At 60.8% G+C, this 24,847-nt stretch carries 17 protein-coding genes and 1 pseudogene; 9 read left to right on the top strand and 9 right to left on the bottom strand.

The features are described 5' to 3' along the window. Nucleotides 1-16 precede the first annotated feature (16 nt). The 3 genes and pseudogenes from RYA97_RS01025 to RYA97_RS26360 form a co-directional block, all read right to left on the bottom strand. Nucleotides 17-3,022 (bottom strand): autotransporter domain-containing protein, encoded by a 3,006-nt coding sequence (locus RYA97_RS01025; protein ID WP_316891715.1) that lies wholly within the window; start codon nucleotides 3,020-3,022, stop codon nucleotides 17-19. A gap of 916 nt (nucleotides 3,023-3,938) precedes the next feature. Further along, nucleotides 3,939-4,973 carry a methyl-accepting chemotaxis protein gene (locus RYA97_RS01020; protein WP_410478501.1) on the bottom strand — a complete coding sequence of 345 codons (1,035 nt, stop codon included), beginning with the start codon at nucleotides 4,971-4,973 and terminating at the stop codon, nucleotides 3,939-3,941. 249 nt (nucleotides 4,974-5,222) lie between these two features. After that, nucleotides 5,223-5,492, bottom strand: a pseudogene (locus tag RYA97_RS26360) (PAS domain-containing protein); the annotation flags it as partial. 262 nt (nucleotides 5,493-5,754) lie between these two features. On the opposite strand from RYA97_RS26360, the gene RYA97_RS01015 reads away from it, so the two are divergent. Further along, nucleotides 5,755-6,105 (top strand): topoisomerase DNA-binding C4 zinc finger domain-containing protein, encoded by a 351-nt coding sequence (locus RYA97_RS01015; protein WP_316891711.1) that lies wholly within the window; start codon nucleotides 5,755-5,757, stop codon nucleotides 6,103-6,105. A gap of 39 nt (nucleotides 6,106-6,144) precedes the next feature. On the opposite strand, the gene RYA97_RS01010 is transcribed toward RYA97_RS01015, so the two are convergent. From RYA97_RS01010 to recQ, 3 genes are all read right to left on the bottom strand, one after another. Then, entirely contained in the window at nucleotides 6,145-8,352 is a 2,208-nt protein-coding gene (locus tag RYA97_RS01010) for a FimV/HubP family polar landmark protein (RefSeq protein WP_316891708.1), read from the bottom strand. 95 nt (nucleotides 8,353-8,447) lie between these two features. Next, the gene (locus tag RYA97_RS01005) at nucleotides 8,448-8,882 is read right to left on the bottom strand and encodes a MarR family transcriptional regulator (RefSeq protein ID WP_002552570.1); all 435 of its coding nucleotides are present in this window, start codon (nucleotides 8,880-8,882) and stop codon (nucleotides 8,448-8,450) included. A 93-nt stretch (nucleotides 8,883-8,975) separates the two neighbouring features. After that, nucleotides 8,976-11,105: a DNA helicase RecQ gene (gene recQ / locus RYA97_RS01000; RefSeq protein WP_005746239.1), complete on the bottom strand. Its 2,130-nt coding sequence runs from the start codon at nucleotides 11,103-11,105 to the stop codon at nucleotides 8,976-8,978. 176 nt (nucleotides 11,106-11,281) lie between these two features. Between recQ and RYA97_RS00995 the strand changes: the two genes are divergently transcribed. Next, nucleotides 11,282-11,869, top strand: coding sequence for a YecA family protein (locus tag RYA97_RS00995; protein WP_002552569.1), 588 nt, complete (start codon nucleotides 11,282-11,284; stop codon nucleotides 11,867-11,869). Nucleotides 11,870-11,879: 10 nt separating this feature from the next. Then, nucleotides 11,880-12,284, top strand: a complete 405-nt coding sequence (locus tag RYA97_RS00990) for a YbaN family protein (protein ID WP_316891707.1) — start codon at nucleotides 11,880-11,882, stop codon at nucleotides 12,282-12,284. Between the two features lie 52 nt (nucleotides 12,285-12,336). Here RYA97_RS00990 and pap read toward each other — a convergent pair whose 3' ends face one another. Beyond that, nucleotides 12,337-13,833: a polyphosphate:AMP phosphotransferase gene (pap, locus tag RYA97_RS00985; protein WP_005779594.1), complete on the bottom strand. Its 1,497-nt coding sequence runs from the start codon at nucleotides 13,831-13,833 to the stop codon at nucleotides 12,337-12,339. Nucleotides 13,834-13,995: 162 nt separating this feature from the next. Between pap and mnmC the strand changes: the two genes are divergently transcribed. The 4 genes from mnmC to RYA97_RS00965 all read left to right on the top strand — a co-directional run bounded on the left by mnmC (nucleotide 13,996) and on the right by RYA97_RS00965 (nucleotide 20,370). Further along, nucleotides 13,996-15,978, top strand: coding sequence for a bifunctional tRNA (5-methylaminomethyl-2-thiouridine)(34)-methyltransferase MnmD/FAD-dependent 5-carboxymethylaminomethyl-2-thiouridine(34) oxidoreductase MnmC (gene mnmC / locus RYA97_RS00980; RefSeq protein ID WP_316891705.1), 1,983 nt, complete (start codon nucleotides 13,996-13,998; stop codon nucleotides 15,976-15,978). Between the two features lie 174 nt (nucleotides 15,979-16,152). Next, a complete protein-coding gene (locus tag RYA97_RS00975; protein WP_316891703.1) occupies nucleotides 16,153-16,821 on the top strand; it encodes an ABC transporter ATP-binding protein in 669 nt (222 codons plus the stop codon). Further along, on the top strand, nucleotides 16,821-19,301 hold the full coding sequence (locus RYA97_RS00970) for an ABC transporter permease (protein ID WP_316891702.1): 2,481 nt from the start codon (nucleotides 16,821-16,823) through the stop codon (nucleotides 19,299-19,301). The genes RYA97_RS00975 and RYA97_RS00970 overlap by 1 nt, the downstream gene beginning before the upstream one ends. Continuing rightward, complete coding sequence (locus tag RYA97_RS00965; protein WP_316891700.1) at nucleotides 19,291-20,370, top strand: lipocalin-like domain-containing protein; 1,080 nt, start codon at nucleotides 19,291-19,293, stop codon at nucleotides 20,368-20,370. Before RYA97_RS00970 ends, RYA97_RS00965 begins: the two co-directional genes overlap by 11 nt. A 16-nt stretch (nucleotides 20,371-20,386) precedes the next feature. Here the strand turns inward: RYA97_RS00965 and RYA97_RS00960 are convergent, their stop codons facing one another. Further along, entirely contained in the window at nucleotides 20,387-20,791 is a 405-nt protein-coding gene (locus tag RYA97_RS00960) for a type II toxin-antitoxin system HicB family antitoxin (protein WP_024661723.1), read from the bottom strand. A gap of 35 nt (nucleotides 20,792-20,826) precedes the next feature. Then, on the bottom strand, nucleotides 20,827-21,009 hold the full coding sequence (locus RYA97_RS00955) for a type II toxin-antitoxin system HicA family toxin (RefSeq protein WP_003434313.1): 183 nt from the start codon (nucleotides 21,007-21,009) through the stop codon (nucleotides 20,827-20,829). Between the two features lie 283 nt (nucleotides 21,010-21,292). Between RYA97_RS00955 and RYA97_RS00950 the strand changes: the two genes are divergently transcribed. Together RYA97_RS00950 and ngg are read left to right on the top strand one after the other, a co-directional pair. Beyond that, nucleotides 21,293-23,065, top strand: a complete 1,773-nt coding sequence (locus RYA97_RS00950; RefSeq protein WP_117139721.1) for an N-acetylglutaminylglutamine amidotransferase — start codon at nucleotides 21,293-21,295, stop codon at nucleotides 23,063-23,065. 3 nt (nucleotides 23,066-23,068) lie between these two features. Beyond that, a complete protein-coding gene (ngg, locus tag RYA97_RS00945) occupies nucleotides 23,069-24,817 on the top strand; it encodes an N-acetylglutaminylglutamine synthetase (protein WP_117139722.1) in 1,749 nt (582 codons plus the stop codon). The last annotated feature ends 30 nt before the right edge of the window (nucleotides 24,818-24,847 follow it).

Below are 24,847 nucleotides of genomic sequence, written 5' to 3'. Positions count from 1 at the left end.
TTGGGTGAGGCCGGGTTTAGAACTGCCAGTTAAGGCTCAGGCCGACACCGTGGCTTTTTTCCCGGCTGGCCAGTTGGCCGCTGTAGTCGAGGCTGACCCTGGCGTCCTTGCTCAACGCTAAGCTGGCATGAGCACCGACCAGCGCGGCGTCACGGACCAGCGGCGAGCTTTCGATACCGAAACTGCCACCGCCCGAGGCAAATGCCAGGTGCTGCTCGGAATCGGTGTTGCTCAGGTTGTGCTGCCAGCCGAGGCTGCCCGACAGGTCGATTTTCTGTCGGTCGCTGATCGCGATGGTTTTCAGCGCCCGTACACCGAGAGTGCTCAGCACCGCATCGCGGTTATCGCTACCGGCAGACAGCGCCGCCGCATCGCCCTTCTCACTGAAGCTGTCGGTGTTGAGGTGGACGTAGGCCAGATTGGCGAACGGCTCAAGCGTCGCGGGTTGCAAGTGGATGCGATACGCCGTCTCGGTGAACACTTGCGTGCTCTGGGCATCGTGTTTGGTTTTCTCTTTGCCAGCAGCACCGCCGACCTGCACGTCGCGTTGTGCGTCGATACGATGCCAACTGTGCGCGCCGCCGAGGGTCAGGCGCAGTGCGCCGATTTCATGGCCGAGGTAAGCGCCCAGGTGGTAGCTGTCCACCGAAGCCCGGGAATGCGTGCCGGAGCCCATGTTCAATGAGCTGTCGCTGTAGCCCGCGACCACGCCCAGACGTGTGTCATCGGCAAGGTTGCCATCGACACCGGCCAGCAGACCGCCAATCGAGGTGGTGTAACCGGCGGTGTCGTCACGCGAGTCGGTCTTGCCCCAGGCACCCAGGGCTTTGATCCAGACATTGTCTTGTGCAGCCGTGTTGCCATCCGTGCCGAATACGCTGGCCCCGAGACGCTCACCCACTGCATCGCGGATCTGCCGGCTGTCGTTGATCAGCACGCTGCCAATGGCCGGGTAGATCTCGCCGGACAGTTGCTGAAAGCTGTCTCGGGCAGCAGCTGCGCTTTGAGTCAGCAACAGGTTTTCGTACACCGCGTTGCCTGCGCCAAGCTGTTCGGCAGCGGTTGCTACGGCAGATTGATTCGGGGTTTGGGCGACGCTGCTGAATGCGCTGGTTTGCTCGACGTTCAGCGCGACGCCGGTGGCTGCGTAGTCGAGTCGGCCACCCAGAAACGCGTAGTTCGAAGTCACTGAGCCGAACTGGCCGTTCACGCCATTGGCGGCTTGCAGCACGTTGTACTGGCGACCTACGACGCTTTGGATCGGTGCAGAACTCAAGGCCACCGGCGTCGCGTTCTCCAGCGCCAGCGTCATGTTCGCGCCTGACACGGTGGCGCTTCCGGTGGCGACGATGCGGTCACTGGCGGTGGGCGAAAGCTCGACGGCGTAGGTCGAACCCGGTTGCAGGGTGACATCACCGTTGACCTGCAACGTACCGATGGAATTACCCGGCGCAACGATACCGCCACTGCGCGCTGTCAGCCCACCGATCTGGCCGTTACCGCCCAGCGTGCCGCCCGCATTGACCTGCACAGCGGAAACCAGCGAGCCGTTGACCGACAGCACGCCGCCATTGACCAGGGTATCGCCTCGATAGGTGTTGGCACCTTGCAGAATCAGTCGACCGGCACCGGATTTGATCAGGCTGCCTTGGTACTGACGCTGAGCGGCTGCGGCGGCACGCGCGGTGCCGGTGGCGTAATCGGCTTGGTCCTGCTGGCTGGCGGTGCTGGCAACGCCGTTTTGCCAGCCTTTGCTGATCAGGGTTTGCTGCCAGGTGGCCTGCTCGGCAGTGTCTTCGGCCTGACGCTGAAGCAGCGCCTGATCGGAAATATCGTTGCTCCATACATCACTCACACCGGCACCCAGGTTGGCGTCGAAGGTGCCGAGCAATTGACCGGGACCGCGCATCGCCCGCTCAAGATCGGCCACGCCCCAGCCCACGCTGTTGGTCGGTGCCTGAGTGACCGAGCCATCGAGCTGGGTGGCGGTGGTCAGCAACACTTGCAGCGCCTGCTCGTTATTCAGGTACGGGAAGCGTTCCATCACCAGTGCCAGCGCCCCGGTGGCGTGCGGTGCAGACATCGAGGTGCCGGACTTGATCCCGTAACCGCCGCCGGGCACGGTGCCGTTGATCAGACGCCCGGGCGTGGTGATGCACCAGTATTTGGACAGGCCGCACTGGTTGTAGCGCTGACCGTTGCTGCTGTCGAGGCCCGATACAGCCAGCCAGTGGCCTTCGAGGTCTGGCTCGAAATACGGCAACGACGCCCGCACGCTGGCATTGGCGTAACCGCTGTTGCCTGCGCTGAACACGTTGATCACGCCCTTGCGCGAGACGTTCGCCGCTTCGTCCAGCCAGGTTCCACGGTTGTAGTGCTGAGCGTAGGCCGCACGCACACCTGCCTCGGTGGCGTAGGTCACGTCGGATGGCTGGCTGCCCCAGCTGTTGTTGATGGCGCGTACTCCGGCATCTGCCAACGCCCCATACACCGCCTTGAAATACTGCGGGTCCGGGCTCGGGCCGAACAGGAAGCTGTCGTTTTGATTGGTGTTGCCGACGTAGATCTGTGCGTTGTACGCCACGCCATGCACGCCGACGCCATCGCGCGCTGCGCCCATGGTGCCGGTGACGTGCGTGCCGTGGGTGTCGTTGTTCGGGTTGATGGCGCCGGTGATGCTGAACGGCGAGCCGTCAACGTAAGTGCCGGTAGCGGTGACTGCGTGGTAGCGGGATGGCGTGGCTTCCGGGTGGGACGGGTCGAAACCCGAGTCCAGCGCACCGATCTTGACGCCTGCGCCAGTGATACCAGCGGCGTAGGCCTGATCAGCCTGAATACGCCCCAGGCCCCAGTCGCTCTGGAATTCTGCCGAACGCCAACTGGCAGCGTCATCCGGTTTGCCCTGCTCGACATAATCCGCGTAGGCAGAGCAGCCAAACGTAAAAGACAACGCACAAAGAGCACCGCTTGCTACTGGTTTAAACGAATAACGGACAGCACCCAAACGCTTGGACTTTCGCATCCCTGCACACCTGATAATGGTCGGCTCTTCATTGAGCGATTCCAGAACATAGTCTGCAGTTATGCACTTGGCAACAGATTTATTTCAATTCTGATACAAGTTTCAGGACATAAGGATAATGCATCACTGGATATATAGTTCAGTGATATCCGATTGAATGCATTGAGTTTGTTTGGTTTTTTGATATGGAGGTAATTGAATTGAGTAGTGGCAATTTAATTGCACGCTCTCCACTTTTTCTAGTTTTCCAGTCAGTATCTTCAACAACTTCAGTTAAGCGTCTTATTTATTCGGATATACCAATAATTGTCCGACAATAATTGATAATCACCCAAATGGAGTCTGCGTTACGGCAAACAGATGACGCGGAGCGTCATGAAATGCATGCCCACGCGGAGCGATGGGCACGATAGGTGGTGGGGTCGAGATTTGTGTGAACGCACGCAGCCGCAATACCGCGACCCTCGTTACCACGCTGCGCGTGGTAATGCCGCTCAGGACGCCTGTGTCCTCTTCGGGCTACGTCTTCTGAAGTCAGGCTGGGGTATGGGTAGCGGTTGCTGTGTGAACGCAACCAGGCGCAATACCCCCAACTCTCGTTACCACGCTCCGCGTGGTAATGCCGTTCTGGACGCTCTGCGTCCTCTTCGGGCTACGCCTTCTGAGGTCAGGCTGAGGTCCGGACAATGGAGTTGTAGTGTGAACCCACCCAAGCGCAATACCCCCAATTCTCGTTACCACGCTCCGCGTGGTAATGCCGTTCTGGACGCTCTGCGTCCGATCCAGAGAGCGCGGAACAGCGCAGATAGATTCTGGGGTCTGCGATCAGCGCACATGGCCAAATCCAACCCAGATCATCGTTACCACGCTCCGCGTGGTAATGCCGTTCCGGACGCTCTGCATCCTCTGCGCATGCTTAGCGACTGAACCGCTCGGCCAGGCTGTGCAGGTACTGCGCCATTTCTTCCAGTTCGCCGCTGATCTGCGAGCCTTGCTGCGCCTGGCTGGCACTCTCGTCGCAGAGTTGCGCGATACGGGTAATCTGCTGGCTGATGTTTTCCGCAACGTGGCTCTGTTCTTCAGACGCCGAGGCCATTTGCTGGCTCATGCCGGTGATGCGGGTCACCGACTGGCTGATGCCGTCCAGCGCCTTCTGCACGGCTTCGACGCTGGCGACGCTTTCCTGGGAGATCTGCTCGCCTTTGTTGGCGGTCTGCACCGCACGGTCAGCACCATCACGCAGCGAGGTGATGATTTGCTGGATCTGCTCGGTCGAGGACTGCGTACGGGAAGCCAGTGAGCGAACCTCGTCAGCCACCACCGCAAAGCCACGCCCCTGCTCACCGGCACGGGCCGCTTCGATGGCTGCGTTAAGCGCCAGCAGGTTGGTTTGTTGAGCGATGGAGGTGATCACATCGACCACGCTGCCGATTGATTGCGTGGCGCTGGCCAGTTCACCCACAGCGTTGCCGATGTCGGTGACCGAGTTGGCCATGTGCCGAATCGCCAACAGGCTTTCATCAGCCAGACCACGCCCCTGCTGCGCCAGTTTGTCGGCTTCCTCGGCGGCGTGGGCAGTGTTCTGTACGTTATGGGTCACTTCCTGAATGGTCGCCGCCATCTGATTGATGGCCGTAGCCGATTGATCCGCCTCACTGCGCTGCTGGTCCAGCGACTCGGCCTGACGCAACGACAGTTGCGCAGAACGCCCGGCATGCTGGCGTACGCTCTCGCCGGTATCGGCCAGGCGCGTCAGGGCAGTTTGCAGGCGGGCCTCTTCGCTGAGCATGGCCAGATCGAGTTGCGCCTGCGGGCCACGGTTGTCGCTGTAGGTCAGCGCAACCAAAGAACTGATGAACGCTTTGGGGTGTTCTTCGAGGGTGTTGCGAATGCTGCGGCGCTGACGCATTTCCAGAAAACCGCCCAGCACCACCATTACAATCGGAATCATGATGATCGAAGGCAGATCGTCGAGCAGGTAGACGCCGACAGCGAGTGCCAGGGCGCAGAGGATCATCGGTAGCTGACGAACCAAGTGATAGGCCGCCGAGCTGGTTGCCGACACCGCCGACTTACCAGCACGCAGCCGTGCATACAGTGCTTCTGCTCGACGAACCTGGTCGCGGGTCGGCAACGAGCGTACGGACTCATAGCCGACGATTCGACCGTTTTCATACACCGCCGTCACGTAGGCGCTGACCCAGTAATAATCACCTTGCTTGGAGCGATTCTTGACCACGCCCATCCACGGCTTGCCCTGCTTGATGGTTTCCCACATATGGGCGAACACCGAAGCCGGCATATCCGGGTGGCGCACAAGGTTATGCGGCTGGCCGACCAGTTCTTCGCGGGTAAAACCGCTCAACGCGACGAACGCATCGTTGCAGTAGGTAATGTGGCTATTGAGGTCGGTGGTGGAGATGAGGCGTTCAGATGCCGGAAAAGTCCGTTCAGTCTGCGTGATAGGCATGTTGACGCGCATTAATAATTCACTCCGTGATAATGCTTGATATGCCGGGCGTGTGCTGAAGGTGTAGCACAACCCTTCAGGGTGGCAACCGGCAGTCCTCGTGCACTGTTATCGCCCACAAAACTCAGGGCTTTAGCGACAGGCGGCAATTAGGTGTGGCGGGGAACAGCAGACGGGCATGATTGCCACGTGGGAGTTTGCGTCCTGACGAGGATGCCTGCACCATGCCGCCCCTGGACGCGACGCGACTCAAGGCACCTTTATGGCACGCAACACGACATCTGCTCTGGCGGCATTGATCCGCACGTTTCGCAGGCTACTGAGCAGGGTTGCCGGTCAGACAGCGGATCAGCAACAACATGTGCAGCCCACCAAACCCGCAGCACACTCACCGCAACCGCAAAAGCCTGTCAAAACCAGCCGCGCCAAGCGCCCGGAAAAGCGTCGTGAACCGGCCACACCAAAGCTGCCGGCAAAGCCCGCAGCGCCCGCGTGTCCGCACTGTAAAAAAAACATGGTGATCAAGGTGGCCCGGACCGGCAAGAATGCCGGTGAGTTCTGGGGCTGCGTGGCGTATCCGAAATGCCGGGGCATTCGGCCGATCTTTCGTTAAACGCCAGACCGGTCACGCCCGCTCAAGGAAACAACGGGTTCAGCTGATGCCCGCCAACAGCTCCCGCGCCATGCGCCGATGCTCCTCGTCGGACTCGGCAATGACCTGTTGCAGAATTTCACGAGCCGACTCGAGATCGCCCTCCTCGATCAGCACCTGCGCCTGATTGATCTGGCTGAGTGGTGGCTCTTCAAGGTCCAGCAGGTCGAACTCTGCGTCGTCGCTCATGAAACTGTCGAGAAAGTCATCGCTCAGGTCGTCAGCAGCGACAGGTGCCACCACTTCGATGGGCTCGATGACATCGGGCTCGGAGAAATCACTGAGGAACTGCTCATCCGAGAGCTCAAAGACTTCCGGCAGTTGAGTCAGGTCCGAAGAAAAACCAGGGTCGACGTCAGCGGGAGCTGGCGCAGCAGTCGCCGCTGCTGGCTTGATGCGCGGCGGCGGGCTGTCGAACGGATCGACCAGATCCCAGTCGGCATCCATCGACAGGTCATCGAGGTTCAACTGAAACTCGTCCTGCGGATTCAGCGCCGCTGCGGCGGTTTCGTCCAGCTGCGCCGCGGTTTCAGGCTCCAGGTCGGGCTGCAGGTAGGCGGCAGACTCGGGCTCGGGCTCGGACTTTTCGAAAGACAGCGCGGTAGCCGCGACCGCAGCGGCAGGGACGACCGCCGCCACAGGCGCAACTTCGGCGGCCTTGATTTGTGGAAAGCGGTCGCGGATGTCTTGAATGGTCTGAGGATCAACACCGTGCTCCAGCGCCGATTGCTCTTCCCGAACAAAACCGCTGCCGTCGCCCTGCTCCGCCAACAATTCCAGCAAGCGGATGCGAATGTCATCACGCTCCGGCTGCTTTTCCAGAGCGCTGCGCAGAATGCCCATCGCCTCGGTAAAGCGCCCGTAGGCAATGTAAATGCTGACGCCGTCCAGCGCATCCGGCGTAGAGCCAGCCGAACGTTGCGCTGCCGGTGGTTTGGTCGCTGGCGGGGTCGGTGGTGGCTGCACCACGGGCTGTGGCGCAACGGCGGGCACTTCGAACACCGGAAGCATGGTCGCCTGAGCAGGTTTGATCAGTTGCTCATCCGGCGCAACAGCAGGTGCTGCGGACTGTTTGCGCTGCTGGCGTCGTCTCGAATAAGCAAACGCTACAAGCAGAAGCACAATCAACACGGCAGCAAGCAGTATCGGCAGGCTCAGGAATGAATCGGTGCCTGGCGTGGGGGCAGCGACCGGTTGAGCAGGAGTAGCCGGAGTTATTGCAGGTGCGGCAGGCGTGGCAGGTCGGGCAACGGATTGCGCAACGGCAAGATCACTGCGCAGCGCGGTGATTTGCTTGTCCTTGCCACTCATCTGCTCTTGCAATTCTTGAGTCTGGGCTTTGAGCGCCTCCAGCGATTGAGCCAGTTGCTGGTTTTCAATGGCTGCCGCCGACAGTTGCTCGGCGGTGCGCTGCAACTCGGCAGGCTTGGGTGACGACGCCTCCGGGCTGGCGGCAGGCGCAGCGGCACTTGGCAATACCGCGGAATCGGGCAGCAACAAATCCTGGCCAACTTTAAGCGCGGAACCGGCGCCCGCCGCGAATGCCTGCGGATTGAGCAAACGAATGCCGTCTGCCAGCTGGCTTGCCGAAACCTTGTTACCCGGCCCTTGCAAACGGCTGGCAATGCCATTCAGGGTATCGCCATTGGCAACCGTGTAATGCTTGCCCTGCACGGCGGCCGGTGGCGCGACCGGCATGCGGCTTTCCTGCGCCGAGGCCGTCGAACGTTGCGTGTTGCGGCTGCGCGTGGCGGCCAGACCTTGCGGTGAGGTGGCAGGATCAAGCAACACCGTATATTCGTGCAGCAAATCGCCATTCGGGCGCGCCAACTGGACGAGAAAACTCAGGTAGGGCTCGGTGACCGGTTTGGTGGAAACCACCCGGATCACGCCGCGATCGCCGCGCAGCACAGGGGTGAAGCGCAGGTCGTTGAGAAAGAACACCCGCTCTATGCCCGCCTTGGCAAAAGCCTCGGGCGACGCAAGCCTGGCAACAACGTCTTCGTTGCTCAGACCGCCAGTCTCCAGCAGCTGGATCTCGGCATTCAGCGGCTGGTTGAGCGCCGAGTGCAAAGTGATTTCACCCAGCCCAAGCGCAGACGCCAGCGTAGAGCAGGCCAGCAATGACGCCGCTATGACGCTCTTGCAAAACACCCTGCGCGCCCTGCGACCTGCACCTTCAACAGCAGCCAGTGAACTCTTCAGCATGCGAACCCTTATAGAAACCACAGCAGGCTTCTCACGTAATCAGTTGGACTTCAGTATCCGTTGCACGATTATGGTTGAGAACGCCCGGCTTCGTCTCAGGATCTTTCCAGATTGGCCAGAATCTGCGAGTGCACCCGCATGCTGACGCGCAAATCTTCCTCGCTCACGCCCTCGAACAGCTCGATACGCAGCACATTGGCGATGGTTTCAATTTTTTCAATCAGTGGCAAGGCAGTATCACTGAGCAGGATCTTTTTCGCGCGTCGATCCTCGACCACCGCCTGGCGCTGAACCAGGCCCTGCTTTTCAAGACTGTCGAGCAAACGCGCCAGGGTCGGCCCTTCGACGCCCACGCTTTGCGCAAGCTCGCGCTGGGTGGGCGGTTCGGTGAACCGGGCGAGGTGCAGCAGGACCAGCCAACGCGCCTGAGACAGGCCAAGATCGGCAAGCCGACGATCCAGTTCGGCGCGCCAGCCCCGGGTGAGATGTCCGAGTTGCATCCCGAAACGGTGTTCATCAGTCAATGGCATAAGGAAACTCATGATTCAAACTAATTATTAGCGAGCTAAGCATGGTCCTTATGTTCAGGCAAGCGCGGGACGGTGACGTTTCGTCGCACGCTGTTATACCTCAAATTCCGATTGCAACGCCGCTCGCACGCAATACAAAACGCCCTCCGGCACCCGCCCGGCAAACTGCTCGGCAATCGCCGACACCGGTGGTAGTTCTCCTTCGCCATCGAGAAAGGCATCCTGAACCTCGCCCAACAGGTCTTCCGGTAAGTCCAGTGCCTGCTCGATGGACAGCTGCTGCTTGCCGATGGCCTCGGCCAACAGGGTGTAGACATTCTTTTCCGAGCACTGCAACTGACCGGCAATCTGCGTAGGGGTCATGCCGGCACGCGCCAGGCTGATCAGCTCATGGCGTACATCGGCCACCACCCGTGGCGCCTCGGCCTTGCCACTGAGCACTTCAAGAAAGGCCTCGCCGTAACGCTCCAGCTTGCGCGCGCCCACGCCGCCCACTCGGGCCATCTCGGCCATTGATCCGGGTTTGCTGCGCAGCATTTCCAGCAGGGTCGAGTCCGGGAAAATGACGTAAGGCGGCACGGCATGTTCCTCGGCCAGCTTGCGCCGCAAGGCACGTAAGGCCTCCCACTGCTCGCGCTCTTCGCCGCGCACCAGTTGGCTCGCCGGGCTGCCGGAACTGCTCTTTGAAGTGGTTTGTGGCTTGAGGTCGCGGCGCAGTTCCAGAGTAACTTCGCCACGCAGCAGAGGCCGGCACGTGTCGCTCAAGCGCAGGCCGCCATAGCCTTCAAGGTCGATGTCTGCCAGCCCGCGCGCCACCAGTTGGCGGAACAACGAGCGCCATTCGGCCTCGGTGCGTGCCTTGCCGACCCCGAACACCGACAGATGCTGATGGCCGAAGCTTTCTACCTTGTCGTTGGATTTGCCCAGCAGCACATCGACCAGATGACCGACGCCATAACGCTGGCCGGTACGGTAGATGGCCGACAGCGCCTGACGCGCAGGCTCGGTGGCATCCCAGGTCTGCACGCCATCGACGCAGTTGTCGCAATGGCCGCACGGGTTGGGCATGTCTTCGTCGAAATAGGCCAGCAGGGTCTGCCGACGGCAACGGGTTTCTTCGCACAAGGCGAGCATGGCGTCGAGCTTGTGCTGCTCCAGACGCTTGTGGCGCTCGTCGCCTTCGGAGTTCTGCAACATCTGCTTGAGCATCAGCACGTCTTGCAGACCGTAAGCCATCCAGGCATCGGCAGGCAGGCCATCACGCCCGGCCCGGCCGGTTTCCTGATAGTAGGCCTCAAGCGATTTGGGCAGGTCCATGTGCGCCACAAAACGCACGTTGGGTTTGTCGATGCCCATGCCGAACGCGATGGTCGCCACCATGATCAGCCCTTCCTCATTAAGGAAGCGTTTCTGGTTGGCAGCACGTGTTTCCGAGGGCAGCCCGGCGTGATACGGCAGCGCGGGATAGCCGTTTTCGCTCAGAAAAACGGCCACTTCATCGACTTTCTTGCGCGACAGGCAGTAGACAATGCCAGCATCGCTGCGCCGTTCGGAGAGGAACGCCAGCAGCTGTTTGCGCGGCTGTTCCTTGGGCACGATGCGATAGAAGATGTTTGGCCGGTCGAAGCTGGACAGAAAGCGCTCGGCGTTCTGCAGGTGCAGGCGCGTGACGATTTCTTCGCGGGTACGCTTGTCGGCGGTGGCGGTCAGCGCGATGCGCGGCACATCCGGAAACAGCTCGGCCAGTTGCCCCAATTGCAGGTACTCAGGGCGGAAATCATGACCCCATTGCGATACGCAGTGCGCTTCATCAATCGCAAACAGGGCAATTTGAAGGTTTTGCAGGAACGACAACATGCGCGGCTGCACCAGGCGCTCCGGGGCGAGGTAAAGCATTTTGACTTCGCCCAGGCGAATGCGGTTGGCCAGCTCACGCTGTTGCTCGGCACTGAGGGTGGAATTGAGTGCAGCAGCGGACACACCCAGTTCATCCAGCGTGGCAACCTGATCGTCCATCAGCGCGATAAGCGGCGAGACGACCACACAGAGCCCCTCACGCAACAGCCCCGGCACCTGAAAACACAGGGACTTGCCACCACCGGTCGGCATCAGCACCAGTGCATCGCCACCGTTGGCTACACGCTCGATAATGGCACCCTGGCGACCACGAAAGCTGTCGTAACCGAAGATGTCTTTAAGTACGCGTTGTGCCTGCTCAAGCATAGAAACCCCGGAATATCCTGCTGCACTGCAAAACGGGGGAGTATACCCGAGCGCTCGGGAGCAATGGATGGCTCGGACATGAGCGGTCGAAATTAACCGCAATTGGCCTGCGCGCTGGCGCCAAGGACGCTCAGGGCCTAGAATCCAGCATCGTTTATTTTCAAGGTAGCGCTTCCATGTCCTTCGCTGAGCAATTAACCCGCCTGCAAGTCTTCCTCGATGCAGATGAACTGCACGAAGAAGCACTGGACTACGTGGCCGCTCATGGCTACCTGACCGCCCTGTCCATCTGTGCCGAAGACGTGCCGGAGCGCGAGTGGATCGACGCGCTGTTCTCCGAGCCGCCGCAGTACAGCAGCGAGGCGCAACAGACAGAAGTCGAAGCCACGCTGATCGCACTCAAAGCACACATTGCCCGCCAGCTGGCGTCGGACGAAGAGTTCGAACTGCCGTGTGATCTCGACCTGGGCGACGATCCGGATGATTCGGACCTGCGTGGCTGGTGCATCGGCTTCATGGAAGGCGTATTCCTGCGTGAAAACGCCTGGTTCGAAAGTGCCGAGGAAGAAGTCAGCGAAATGCTCCTGCCGATTATGGTCGGTTCGGGCCTGTTCGATGAGCAGCCGGAGTTCGCCGACATTGCTCAGGACGCCAACCTGATGGACGACATGATCGTACAAATCCCCGAAGCACTGACCGCCCTGTACCTGCTCTGCCAGGCTCCGGACGAAAAGCCGGCGATCCTCAAGCCCCGCCACCACTGAGTCGGCGCCTATGGCGCAAGACTCACCGCGCACCAGCCGTCACCGCTCGGTGCGCTATCTGCTGATAGCGGTTGGCTGGTTGAGCGTGGTATCGGGCGTCATCGGGATATTCCTGCCGGTGTTGCCCACCACGCCCTTTCTGCTGCTGGCCGCCGCCTGCTTCGCGCGCAGCTCTCCACGTTTCTACCACTGGCTGGTCAACCACCCGCAGCTCGGCCCGTGGATTCGAGACTACCTTGAAGGCAACGGCATCCCGCTCAAGGGCAAGGTGTACGCAATCGGCCTGATGTGGTTGAGCATCGGCCTCTCGTGCTACCTGATCGCACAGCCTTGGGCACGAGCCTTCATGCTGACCAGCGCGGTGCTGGTGACCATTTACATCGTCAGGCAGAAAACGCGCCCGCCTCGCAAATGATGCCCCGCTGCGCCCGCCATTGCCGATGCAGGCAGGCAAGCGGTTCAGACGATCACTTCTTCTTGTCTTTGCCGAACGCCTTTTCCAGCGCCTCGTTGATCGTGCGTAACACCTTGACCCTCGCCCAGCGCTTGTCGTTGGCCTCGATCAGCGTCCACGGCGCAATTTCGGTGCTGGTGCGATCCACCATGTCACCCACTGCCTGGCGGTAATCCGGCCATTTCTTGCGGTTGCGCCAGTCGTCTTCGGTGATCTTGTAGCGCTTGAACGGGATCTTTTCGCGCTCTTGAAAACGTTCCAGCTGGGTCTGCTGATCGATGGCCAGCCAGAATTTGACCACCACAATGCCTGCATCCGTGAGCTGCTCTTCGAAGTCATTGATTTCGGCGTAAGCGCGCTTCCAGTCGGACTCGCTGCAAAAGCCCTCGACCCGCTCGACCAACACCCGGCCGTACCACGAACGGTCAAAAATAGTGAATTTGCCGCGCGCCGGTATCTGCCGCCAAAAACGCCACAAATACGGCTGAGCGCGTTCATCCTGAGTCGGTGCAGCAATCGGTACGATAGCGTACTGCCGCGGGTCGAGCGCCGCTGCAACACGACGTATCGCGCCGCCCTTGCCTGCCGCGTCGTTGCCTTCGAACACGGCCACCAGTGCATGGCTTTTCATGCGTTTGTCGCGCATGTTGCCGGACAGGCGAGCCTGCTCGGTGATGAGCTGCTGTTGGTAGTCGTCCTTGCTCAGGTGCAGGCTCAGGTCGAGGCTGTCCAGCAGAGTCAACTCATTGTCATGGATCGCCAACGGGCCAACGGTGAGCGCAGCGGGCTCGGGTTCGACCTTGTTCAGTGCAGCCTGCATGCCTTCCAGCAGCAGGCGGCCAACCGTCAGGCTGCGGTAGTTGGCGTCCACGCCTTCGATCACATGCCAGGGCGCATATTCGCGGCTGGTGCGGCGCAGCACCCGCTCACCGAAGCGCACGAACTTGTCGTAAGTCTTGGACTGCTGCCAGTCCAGCGGGCTGATGCGCCAGCTGTGCAGCGGATCATCCTTGAGGGTTTTGAGGCGCAGCTTCATCTGTTTTTTGGACAGGTGAAACCAGAATTTGAAGATCAGCGCGCCTTCGTCACAGAGCATCTTTTCCAATCGCTCGGCACCGCTGATGGCCTGATCGAGTACCGCGTCCTTGAAGCGCCCGTGAACCCGGTCCTGGAGCATCTGGCTGTACCAGTTGCCGAAGAAAATACCCATGCGGCCCTTGGCCGGCAATTGCCGCCAGTAACGCCAGGCGGGTGGATGGGCCAGCTCTTCGTCGGTCTGCTGATCGAAGGTGCGTACCTCGATCAGGCGCGGGTCCATCCATTCGCTGAGCAGTTTGACGGTCTCGCCCTTGCCTGCGCCCTCTATGCCGTTGATCAGCACGATGATCTGCCGACCGGCCTGCTCGTGCAGGTCTATCTGCGCTTCCAGCAAGGCTTCGCGCAACTCGGGCAAAGCAGCTTCGTAGGTCTCGTCGTCAATGGCATGACCGATTTCAGCGGATTCAAACATGCACAACTCCTGATTGGGGATGGCTCAGAGAACGCCCGGTGGACAACCCTCAGTGAGCATTCTGACCACCGATTGCAGGCATCGGTCAATCCGCGCAGCAGTGATCGCACTTTTATCCTCGCACACGGCTAAAATGCGCCCACTGCCACCGCTGAGCCTGACATGACCATTACCCGCCACGCCCGGATAGACTGGGACGAACAAGGCAACCCGCGTTCCCGCGATTTCTCCGATGTCTACTTTTCCACCGAGTCCGGTCTGGACGAAACGCGCCATGTGTTTCTGGTGCAGAACGACCTGCGTCGGCGTTTCAGCGAGCTGCCGGAGGACGGCAGGCTGATCATTGGTGAAACCGGATTCGGCACCGGGCTGAATTTCCTCTGTGCCTGGCAGTTGTTCGACGAGTGCGCGCCCGCCAATGCGCGCCTGCAGTTCGTCAGCGTCGAGAAATACCCGTTGAGCCGCGCCGACCTGCAACGCGCCCTGGCATTGTGGCCGGAGCTGTCGCCGTTCGCGGGTCAATTGCTCGATCAATATGTGGCTGTGCATGAAGGCTTTCAGCGTCTGGTATTCGATGACGGCCGCGTGACCCTGACCCTGCTGATTGGTGACGCGCTGCAGATGCTGCCGCAGCTGGTCGGGCAGATTGATGCGTGGTTTCTCGACGGGTTTGCGCCAGCGAAAAACCCGGAAATGTGGACACCCGAACTGTTTGCCGAACTGGCGCGGCTGTCTGCACCGAGCACCACGATAGGCACGTTTACCAGCACCGGCTGGGTGCGGCGCTCGCTGAACGCAGCAGGCTTCAAAATGAAGCGGGTGCCGGGCATCGGCCATAAATGGGAAGTGCTGCGCGGCGCGTTTATCGCCTGGCCTGAAGATGCTGCACCCTCTCCTGCCGCCAAACCCTGGTTCGCCCGCCCCGCGCCGATTGGCGGCGAGCGCAAAGCGCTGGTGATCGGCGCGGGGCTGGCCGGCTGCGCCACCGCGCAGAGTCTGGCGCAACGCGGTTGGCAGGTCAGCCTGCTGGAGCGCCACGCCGCACCGGCACAGGAAGCATCCGGCAACCCGCAGGGCGTGCTGTACCTGAAACTGTCGGCGCACGGTACAGCGCTGTCACAGTTGATCCTCAGTGGTTTCGGTCATACGCGAAGGCTGCTTGAACGCTTGCAGCGCGGAGTCGACTGGGACGCTTGCGGGGTGCTGCAACTGACCTTCGACGACAAGGAGGCGCAACGTCAGAAACAACTGGCCGATGCCTTCCCCGAATCACTCCTGCACCTGCTCGACCAACCGGCAGCCGAGGCGCAAAGCGGCGTTGCGCTGAACAGTGGCGGGCTGTTTTACCCCGAGGGCGGCTGGGTTCATCCGCCTGCGCTGTGTCACGCACAGGCCGCGCACGCCAATATCCGTCTGATCGCTCATCAGCAGGCATTGGAGCTGAGACGCGTCGATGATCAGTGGCAGGTCTGGAGTGACGAACAGTTGATCGACAGTGCTCCGGTCGTCGTGCTGGCCGGGGCGGCGGATATCAAGCAGTTTTCGCAGAGCGCCGATTTACCGCTCAAACGCATCCGCGGGCAGATCACCCGTTTGCCGCAGACTCAGGCCAGCGCGGCATTGCGCAGTGTGGTGTGCGCCGAGGGTTATGTGGCTCCGGCGCGTCTTGGCGAACATACGCTGGGGGCCAGTTTCGACTTCAACAGTACTGATCTGACCCCCAACCTGGCCGATCATCTGGACAATCTGGGGCTGTTGCGGGAGATTTCAGAAGACCTCACTTCGCGCCTCGACACCGCCGATTTGTCGCCCGAGCAATTGCAGGGTCGCGCAGCCTTTCGCTGTACAAGCCCGGACTACCTGCCCATCGTCGGGCCGCTGGCCGACCGCGAAGCATTCCTTCAGGCCTATGCTGCCCTGGGCAAGGACGCGCGCCAAGTGCCCAACATCGCCTGCCCGTGGCTGGACGGCCTGTACGTCAACAGCGGCCACGGTTCGCGCGGGCTGATCACCGCGCCGCTGTGTGGCGAGCTGATCGCCGCCTGGGTCGACAACGAGCCCCTGCCCTTGCCGCGCAGCGTTGCCGAAGCCTGTCACCCCAACCGGTTTGCCCTGCGCGGGCTGATTCGTGGCGGCGGGAAGTAGCTTTATGATTGTCGTTCGGGAATGCTGGTCGCGACGCTCTGCGTAGCAAAGAGGACGCAGAGCGTCCTGAACGGCATGACGACGCGGAGCGTCGCACGATAGCTGATATCTGGTCGCGACGCGCTTGCGCTCAGGCGCTACTCTTTTAACTCAGTCAGAACCATTGAGCCGCTCATGCTGCAAGTGCGAAACGTATTCAAGCGCTACACCACGGCACAGGGGCCGCTGAATGTATTAAAGGGCGTGGACCTGCACCTGACACAGGGCGAAAGCCTGGCGTTGATGGGCGAATCCGGCAGTGGCAAAAGCACCTTGCTGCATCTGGTCGCGGGCCTTGATCAGGTCGATGACGGCAGCATCGAGGTTGCCGGCCAACGCCTGGACCTGATGAACGAAAGCCAGCTGGCGAACTGGCGGCGGACTGAAATCGGTCTGGTGTTTCAGCAGTTCAACCTGATCGGCAGCCTGAAAATCGCTGACAATCTGGCGTTCCAGGCACGACTGGCCGGGCGATTCGACGCGCTCTGGCAGACGCACCTGATCGAGCGTCTGGGGCTGGGCACGCTGCTGAATCGCTATCCCGAGCAACTGTCCGGCGGACAACAGCAGCGGGTAGCGATAGGTCGCGCCCTTGCTTCACGGCCCAGCCTGCTGCTGGCTGACGAGCCCACCGGCAATCTCGACGAGACCACCAGCGACGAAGTGCTGCAATTGTTGCTGGATGTGCTCGCCGACAGCCCCACCAGTCTGTTGATGGTCACTCACAGCCCGCGGGTCGCTGACCGACTGGAGCGTAAAGTGGTACTGCACATGGGTCGTCTGGCTGTCGAAGGCGAGCGCTGATGCGGGTTTTCTACTGGACGCTGCGCGCATTGATGAGCCACTGGCGACGTCACCCCGTGCAGTTTTTCAGCGTGCTGACCGGCTTGTGGCTGGCCACCGCACTGCTGACCGGCGTTCAGGCGCTCAATAGTCAGGCACGGGAAAGCTACCAGCGGGCCAGCCAGTTGATTGGCGGCGAGCCGCAGACCCGTATCGCCGCCAGCAGCGGCGGGCTGTTCCCGCAGGCATTGTTTATCGAGTTGCGCCGCGAAGGCTGGCCCGTATCGCCCATGCTGCAAGGCCGTATCGTGCTTCAAGGGCGCGAAGACCGTCGCCTGCAACTGATGGGTATCGAGCCGGTGACCTTGCCGACCGGCTCGGCACTGGCCGGGCAGACGCTGAACGCCGAACAGGTCGTGGACTTCCTCACGCCGCCGGGCATGACCTGGATTGCGCCGCAGACCCTGCAAGCGCTGGGGCTCGAAGAAGGCCAGCAACCGTTGACCGAAACCGGTGTTCCGCTGCCCCCCTTGCACGCTAAACCCGATATGGCGCCCGGCGTTTTGCTGACTGACATAGGCTTTGCGCAACCGTTATTGGGCCAGCCGGGGCAATTGTCCGGAATGCTGCTGGCCAAGGATTTTGCCCGGCAGAACCCTGCGCTACCGGCAACCCTTAACGATCTGCTGGTGATCAAGAAAAGCGGCGAAGAAAACAATCTGGAGCGCCTTACCGAAAGCTTCCACCTGAATCTGAATGCGCTCGGGGGGCTGTCCTTCATCGTCGGCCTGTTCATTGTCCACGCGGCCATTGGCTTGGCCCTTGAACAGCGCCGTGGGCTGTTGCGTAACTTGCGTGCCTGTGGCGTCAGCGCACGCCTGTTGATAGCTGCGCTGGGCGTAGAGTTGGGCGCACTGGCTCTGTTGGGCGGTATTTTCGGCGTGGTCAGCGGCTACTTGCTGGCCAGCCTGTTATTGCCGGATGTCGCGGCCAGCCTGCGCGGCTTGTACGGCGCGGAGGTCGCCGGCCAGTTGAACCTCAGTCTGTGGTGGTGGCTGAGCGGTATCGGCCTGAGTCTGCTTGGCGCGTTGCTGGCCGGTGCCAATAGCCTGTTGCGGGCTGCGCGCTTGCCGTTGTTGGCACTGGCCGATGCCCAGGCATGGCAGCAAGCGCATGCGCGATGGTTGCAGCGCCAGGCGTGGGTGGCGGTGCTGGGCGCGTTGGTGGGCGTGAGCGCGCTGTTATTCGGCACCAGTCTGATGCTGGGGTTTGTGATGATGTCCGCCCTGCTGCTCAGTGCCGCGCTGGCCCTGCCGGTTTTGCTGGACACCATGCTTGGCGGTCTGTTGACGCGCAGCCGCTCGGTGCTCGGGCAGTGGTTTCTGGCGGATTGCCGTCAACAGTTGCCCGCCCTGAGTCTGGCGCTGATGGCCCTGCTGCTGGCGATGGCCGCGAATATCGGCGCAGGCAGCATGACCTCGGGTTTTCGGCAAACATTCAACAGTTGGCTGGAGCAACGCCTGACCGCCGAACTGTATGTCAGCCCGCAGAATCCGGAGCAGGCCGAGCCGCTGAACACCTGGCTGAACCAGCAACAGGATATCCGCGCCGTGCTGCCCAACTGGCAAGTGCCGGTGCAAGTCCAGGGCTGGCCAGCGGACCTGTTTGGCGTGATCGATCACGACACCTATCGCCAGCATTGGGCGTTGCTGGAATCCGTCGCCGGTGATCCGTGGAATCTGTTGCGCGATGAAGACACAGTCATGCTCAGCGAACAATTGGCCCGCCGCCTTCAACTGGGTCTGGAAGATACGCTGAACATCCCGGTGCCCACTGGCAAGTGGACCCCGCGCATCGTCGGGATCTATGCCGACTATGGCAACCCCAAGGGCCATCTGCTGGTCAATGCCCGGCACCTGCTCGCCCACTGGCCGCAATCGATGCCGGTGCGTTTCAACCTGAGAGTCGATCAGGCGACAATCCCGTCGCTGGTCACCCGGCTGCAAGCGCGTTTCAAGCTGGACGACAATCACATCATCGATCAAAGCCAGCTCAAGGGCTGGTCGAGCCAAGTCTTTGAACGTACGTTTGCCGCCACTGCCGCACTCAACAGCCTGACACTGGCCGTGGCTGGCGTGGCGCTGTTCATCAGCCTGCTGACCCAAAGCCAGAGCCGCCTCGGGCAGCTCGCCCCGTTGTGGGCGCTGGGCGTCACGCGACGGCAACTGATGCTGCTCAACCTGGGGCAGACCTGGCTGCTGGCGGTCCTGACACTGGTGCTCGCGCTGCCACTGGGGCTGCTGCTGGCCTGGTGCCTGGATGCGGTGATCAACGTTCGCGCCTTTGGCTGGCGCCTGCCGCTGCAGGTGTTCCCGCTGCAACTGCTGCAATTGATGGCGCTGGCGATGCTGGCGACTTTGCTGGCCTCGGCCTGGCCGTTGCTGAGGCTGTACCGTAGCCGTCCAGCGGATCTAATCAGGACATTCGCCAATGAACAGTAAATGGGTGGTGCCGCTGGTCGTCGCGGTGCTGCTCACCGCCTGCGACGACAAACCGCAACCTGAAAGCGGTTTCGCCGGTCTGGGCAATACGGCCGACAGCTATGCGCAGGTGACACCCGGCAAGGTCTTTTCATTCCCGCAGGACCACGGCCAGCACCCCGGCTTTCGTATCGAGTGGTGGTACATCACCGCCACCCTCAAGGATGAAGCGGGCCAGCAGTTCGGCGTGCAGTGGACCTTGTTCCGCAATGCCCTGCGACCCGGCCAACAGACCGGCAGTGGCTGGAACGAAGGCACGATCTGGCTGGGCCATGCAGCAGCCACATCAAGCAGCGGCCATTACGTGGCGGAGCGTTACGCACGGGGTGGAGTCGGCCAGGCAAATGTGACGTCGGCGCCCTTCTCGGCGTGGATTGACGATTGGGCATTCACCAGCACTGCTCAAACCGGAGACCCGCTCGCATCAATGCAACTCAAGGCAAGCGGCAAGGATTTCCGCTACGACCTGCACCTGACCTCCAGTAAGCCGCTGGTGTTGCAGGGCGAACAAGGCTACAGCCAGAAATCGGAAGCGGGCCAGGCATCGTACTACTACAGCCAGCCTTTCTTCGACGCCAAAGGCAGTGTGGTAATTGAAGGAAAAGCCTATCAAGTCACCGGTAACGCCTGGCTGGACCGGGAGTGGAGCAGCCAGCCACTGACCGCCAACCAGAGCGGCTGGGACTGGTTCTCGCTGCAACTGGCAGGCGGCGACCGCTTGATGCTTTACCGCATCCGCCACAAGGACGGCACACCCTACCTGACCGGCAACTGGATCAGCGCCGATGGCACCACCCGGATGCTGCACGCCAACGAGATCAGCCTGGAGCCACTGAAAAAAACATTGATCGGCGAGCATAAAGTGCCCACCCGCTGGAGAGTCAGGGTCCCCGGCAAAGACCTGGATATCACCACCGATGCGCTGAACCCGGCCGCCTGGATGGGCGTGAGCATTCCCTACTGGGAGGGGCCGGTGAGGTTCAGCGGGAGTCAGGAAGGCGTGGGGTATCTGGAGATGACCGGGTATTGAGCACTCCGATTAGCCGTCATGCCCGGCCCAGTTTTTCCAGCGCCGCGTCGGCCAGGAAGGTGGAACGACTCTTGATGCTGTGATCCCGTACATAGCGATCGATCTGCTTGATCACGAAACCAGGCAGTGTGACGTTGACCTTCTCCGTCTTACCAAGATAAGGCGTTACGTCAATCTCGATCATGCCCCAGCCCATTCCGGCGAAATCGGCATTCCTGGCGTGCTCGGCCACAGTGCCGGCCTTGGGTATGGTTCCACCACCAGCTGCTATTTCCTGCAGCATGATATGAGCAATCTCCACCGCCGCGGCGTGGGCTTCCTCGAACGTATCGCCTGCGGTTACGGCACCTGGGATATCGGGAATCTGGATACCAAATGCCGTGGTTTCGCTTCCCCATTCTATGCACATTGGATATTTCATTTTTTTCTCCAAAAGGGTATCAGGGCAAAACTGGACTAAACCAGCCCGGCAAGCTTTTTGATGGCCCGCACCGTTCCGAATGGCAAGTCTTTCTTGGGATGCGGCACGGGGACTGTCTGAAGTTTTTCAGGATGCTTGAACATATGGTGACTGCCTGAAACACGATCCAGAATCCATCCATCTGCTTCAAGCTCCTTTATCAATTGCCTGCTCTGCACCCCCACCTCCAGTCATTTGACTTAAAAAATATAACCCTGGGCGCATGTTAAGACAATACAAAAAAGGCACCCAGAGTTATCTTTTTTATTCCTTCACAACTTATTTCGCGAAGACTAGCCTGTGGTTGCCTGGCTCGACGAGGGAGCCAGCCAATGCAGCCAAACCAGCTGAAAACAAACTCTTATAACTTTTTGATCTAAAACTACCATGCCCGCACTGGGTCAGTTTCTGGGTGACTGCACTTTCTCAGTCACCTCCCCAACGGAAACCCGGTAAGGACTTATGTGCGGATTAGCAGGTGAATTACGTTTCGACCATCAACCAGCGGACCTGGCCGCTGTTGAGCGCATTACCCATGAGCTGGCGCCTCGCGGCCCGGACGCGTGGGGGTTTCACAGCCAGGGGCCGGTTGCCCTTGGTCATCGCCGTCTGAAAATCATGGACCTGTCGGATGGCTCGGCGCAGCCGATGATCGACAGTCACCTGGGCCTGTCCATGGCCTTCAACGGTGCGATTTATAACTTCCCGGAATTACGTGCCGAGTTGGAAAGCCTTGGCTATCAGTTCCATTCCGGTGGCGACACCGAGGTGTTGCTCAAGGGCTATCACGCCTGGGGCGCAGACATGCTTCCCAAGCTCAATGGCATGTTCGCCTTCGCCATCTGGGAGCGTGACAGCAAGCGGCTGTTCATCGCCCGTGACCGCCTCGGCGTAAAGCCGTTGTACCTGTCGAAAACCGACAAGCGCCTGCGCTTCGCGTCTTCGCTGCCTGCCCTGCTCAAGGGTGGTGATATCAGCGGAATGCTTGATCCGGTGGCGCTCAATCATTACCTCAACTTCCACGCTGTGGTGCCTGCCCCGCGCACGCTGCTGGCGGGCGTCGAGAAGTTGCCGCCAGCCAGCTGGATGCGCATCGACGCCAGCGGCAAGGTCGAGCAGAAAGTCTGGTGGACCCTGCCTTACGGTCCTCATGAAGACGAGAAAAACCTCACGCTCGAAGACTGGCGCGACCGCGTATTGGACAGCACCCGTGAAGCAGTGGCGATTCGTCAGCGTGCCGCGGTAGACGTCGGCGTGCTGCTTTCCGGCGGTGTCGACTCCAGCATGCTGGTCGGCCTGTTGCGTGAAGTGGGGGTCGAAGACCTGTCGACCTTCTCTATCGGCTTTCAGGATGCCGGTGGCGAGCGTGGCGACGAATTTCAGTATTCCGACCTGATCGCCAAGCATTACGGCACACGCCACCACCAGTTGCGTATTCAGGAAAGCGAGATCATCGAACAGCTGCCTGCGGCGTTCCGCGCCATGAGCGAGCCGATGGTCAGCCACGATTGCATCGCCTTCTACCTGCTGTCGCGTGAAGTGTCCAAGCATTGCAAGGTAGTACAGAGCGGCCAGGGCGCTGACGAGCTGTTTGCCGGTTACCACTGGTACCCACAAGTGGACGGCGCGAGCGACCCGGTTGCGGCCTACCGCGATGCGTTTGTCGACCGCAGCTATGCGGAATACGCCGAGACGGTGCAGCCGAAGTGGCGCACAACTAACGACGCAGCCGGTGATTTCGTTCGCGATCATTTCGCCCAGCCCGGTGCCAGCGCGGCGGTCGACAAGGCGTTGCGCCTGGACAGTACGGTGATGCTGGTCGATGACCCGGTCAAACGTGTCGACAATATGACCATGGCCTGGGGCCTGGAAGCGCGCACGCCGTTCCTTGACTACCGTCTGGTTGAGCTGTCTGCGCGTATTCCGGGCAAGTTCAAATTGCCTGATGGCGGCAAGCAAGTGTTGAAAGAAGCGGCGCGTCTGGTCATTCCTTCAGAAGTGATCGACCGCAAGAAGGGCTACTTCCCGGTTCCCGGCCTCAAGCACTTGCAGGGCGACACCCTTAACTGGGTGCGTGAACTGTTGACCGACTCCAGTCAGGACCGCGGCCTGTTCAATCCGGCCATGGTCGATAAGTTGCTGACCAACCCAGAGGGCCAGCTCACGCCATTGCGCGGCTCCAAGTTGTGGCAACTGGCAGCGCTGAACCTGTGGCTCAGCGAACAAGGACTGTGATTGATGAAACAGAACGCGACGACTTATAGCCAGCGCTTGTTGCGTGGCCAGTCGCCCTCGTACGAACGTCTGCAAGCGCGTCTTGCCGAAGATGGCAGCCAGATAGACGCAGAGCCTTTGGCGCTGCATTGTGGCTGGGGTCGCTTGCTGATCGGTCACACTTACCCTGATCCGGCAGCACTGGCCCAAGACCTGCTCAACGAAAAGCCCGGCGAGCGTGACATTGCCTTGTATGTGGCGGCGCCGCAGCAGGTATTGGCCCAATCGCCGCAGCAGTTGTTTCTCGACCCGTCGGACACGCTTCGTCTGTGGTTCAGCGACTACCGACCGGCGCACCGGGTGTTTCGCGGGTACCGCATCCGCCGGGCGCATAACGAAGCGGACTGGCAAGCCATCAATAACCTGTATCTGGCACGCGGCATGTTGCCCATCGACCCGGCCCTGCTCACGCCGCGCCATGAAGGTGGCCCGGTATATTGGGTGGCCGAAGATGAGGGCAGCAACACGATCATCGGCAGCGTCATGGGCCTTGATCATCAGAAAGCCTTCAATGACCCGGAAAAAGGCAGCAGCCTCTGGTGCCTGGCGGTTGACCCGCAATGCACACGTCCCGGCGTGGGTGAAGTGCTGGTGCGGCATTTGATCGAGCACTTCATGAGCCGCGGTCTGAGCTACCTTGATCTGTCGGTGTTGCATGACAACGATCAGGCCAAGGCGCTGTACGCCAAGCTGAATTTCCGTAACCTGCCGACCTTCGCCATCAAGCGCAAGAACGGCATCAACGAGTCGTTGTTCCTCGGCCCCGGTCCGCAGGCGGATTTCAATCCATATGCGCGAATCATCGTCGAGGAAGCCCATCGTCGTGGTATTGACGTGCAGGTGGATGACGCCGATGCCGGCCTGTTTACCCTCAGCTACGGCGGTCGCCGGATCCGCTGCCGCGAGTCGTTGAGCGATCTGACCAGCGCAGTGAGCATGACCCTGTGTCAGGACAAGAGCCTGACCCATCGTGCGTTGAAGGCGGCCGGGCTGCGCTTGCCCGCGCAGCAGCGGGCAGGCAGTGCGGACGACAACCTGGCGTTTCTTGAAGAGCACGGGCAAATCGTGGTCAAGCCGCTGGATGGCGAGCAAGGCCAGGGCGTTGCCGTCGATCTGCGGACCATCGAAGACGTTCAGAGCGCTATCGAACAGGCCCGTCGGTTCGACACGCGCGTCATTCTGGAAAGCTTTCATGAAGGCCTCGACCTGCGCATCGTGGTGATCGGCTTTCAGGTGGTGGCTGCAGCGATCCGTCGTCCGGCTGAGGTCATTGGTGATGGACGCCATACCATCAAACAGTTGATCGAGGCCCAGAGCCGTCGCCGTGCCGCCGCGACTGATGGCGAAAGCCGTATTCCGATGGACCAGGAGACCGAGCGCACAGTGCGCGAGGCCGGTTTTGACTATACCGATATCCTGCCGATGGATCAGCGTCTGGCCGTGCGCCGCGCTGCAAACTTGCACACCGGTGGCTGCCTTGAAGATGTCACGGCCATTCTGCACCCGGTGCTCAGCGATGCAGCAGTACGTGCAGCGCGGGCTCTGGACATCCCGGTCGTCGGCCTGGACCTGATGGTGCCGGCCGCCGATCAGCCCGAGTACGTGTTCATCGAAGCCAATGAACGCGTGGGCCTTGCCAACCACGAACCGCAACCCACCGCCGAACGTTTCGTCGATCTGTTGTTTCCGCACAGCCTGCCTGTGCATATCTGATCGCAGTTGCGGACACAGGCTGCAAAAGGG

It is taken from the genome of Pseudomonas syringae group sp. 26L6 (assembly GCF_032587815.1).
Taxonomy (GTDB): Bacteria; Pseudomonadota; Gammaproteobacteria; order Pseudomonadales; family Pseudomonadaceae; genus Aquipseudomonas; species Aquipseudomonas amygdali.
This window is presented reverse-complemented; position numbering and strand designations above follow the sequence as displayed.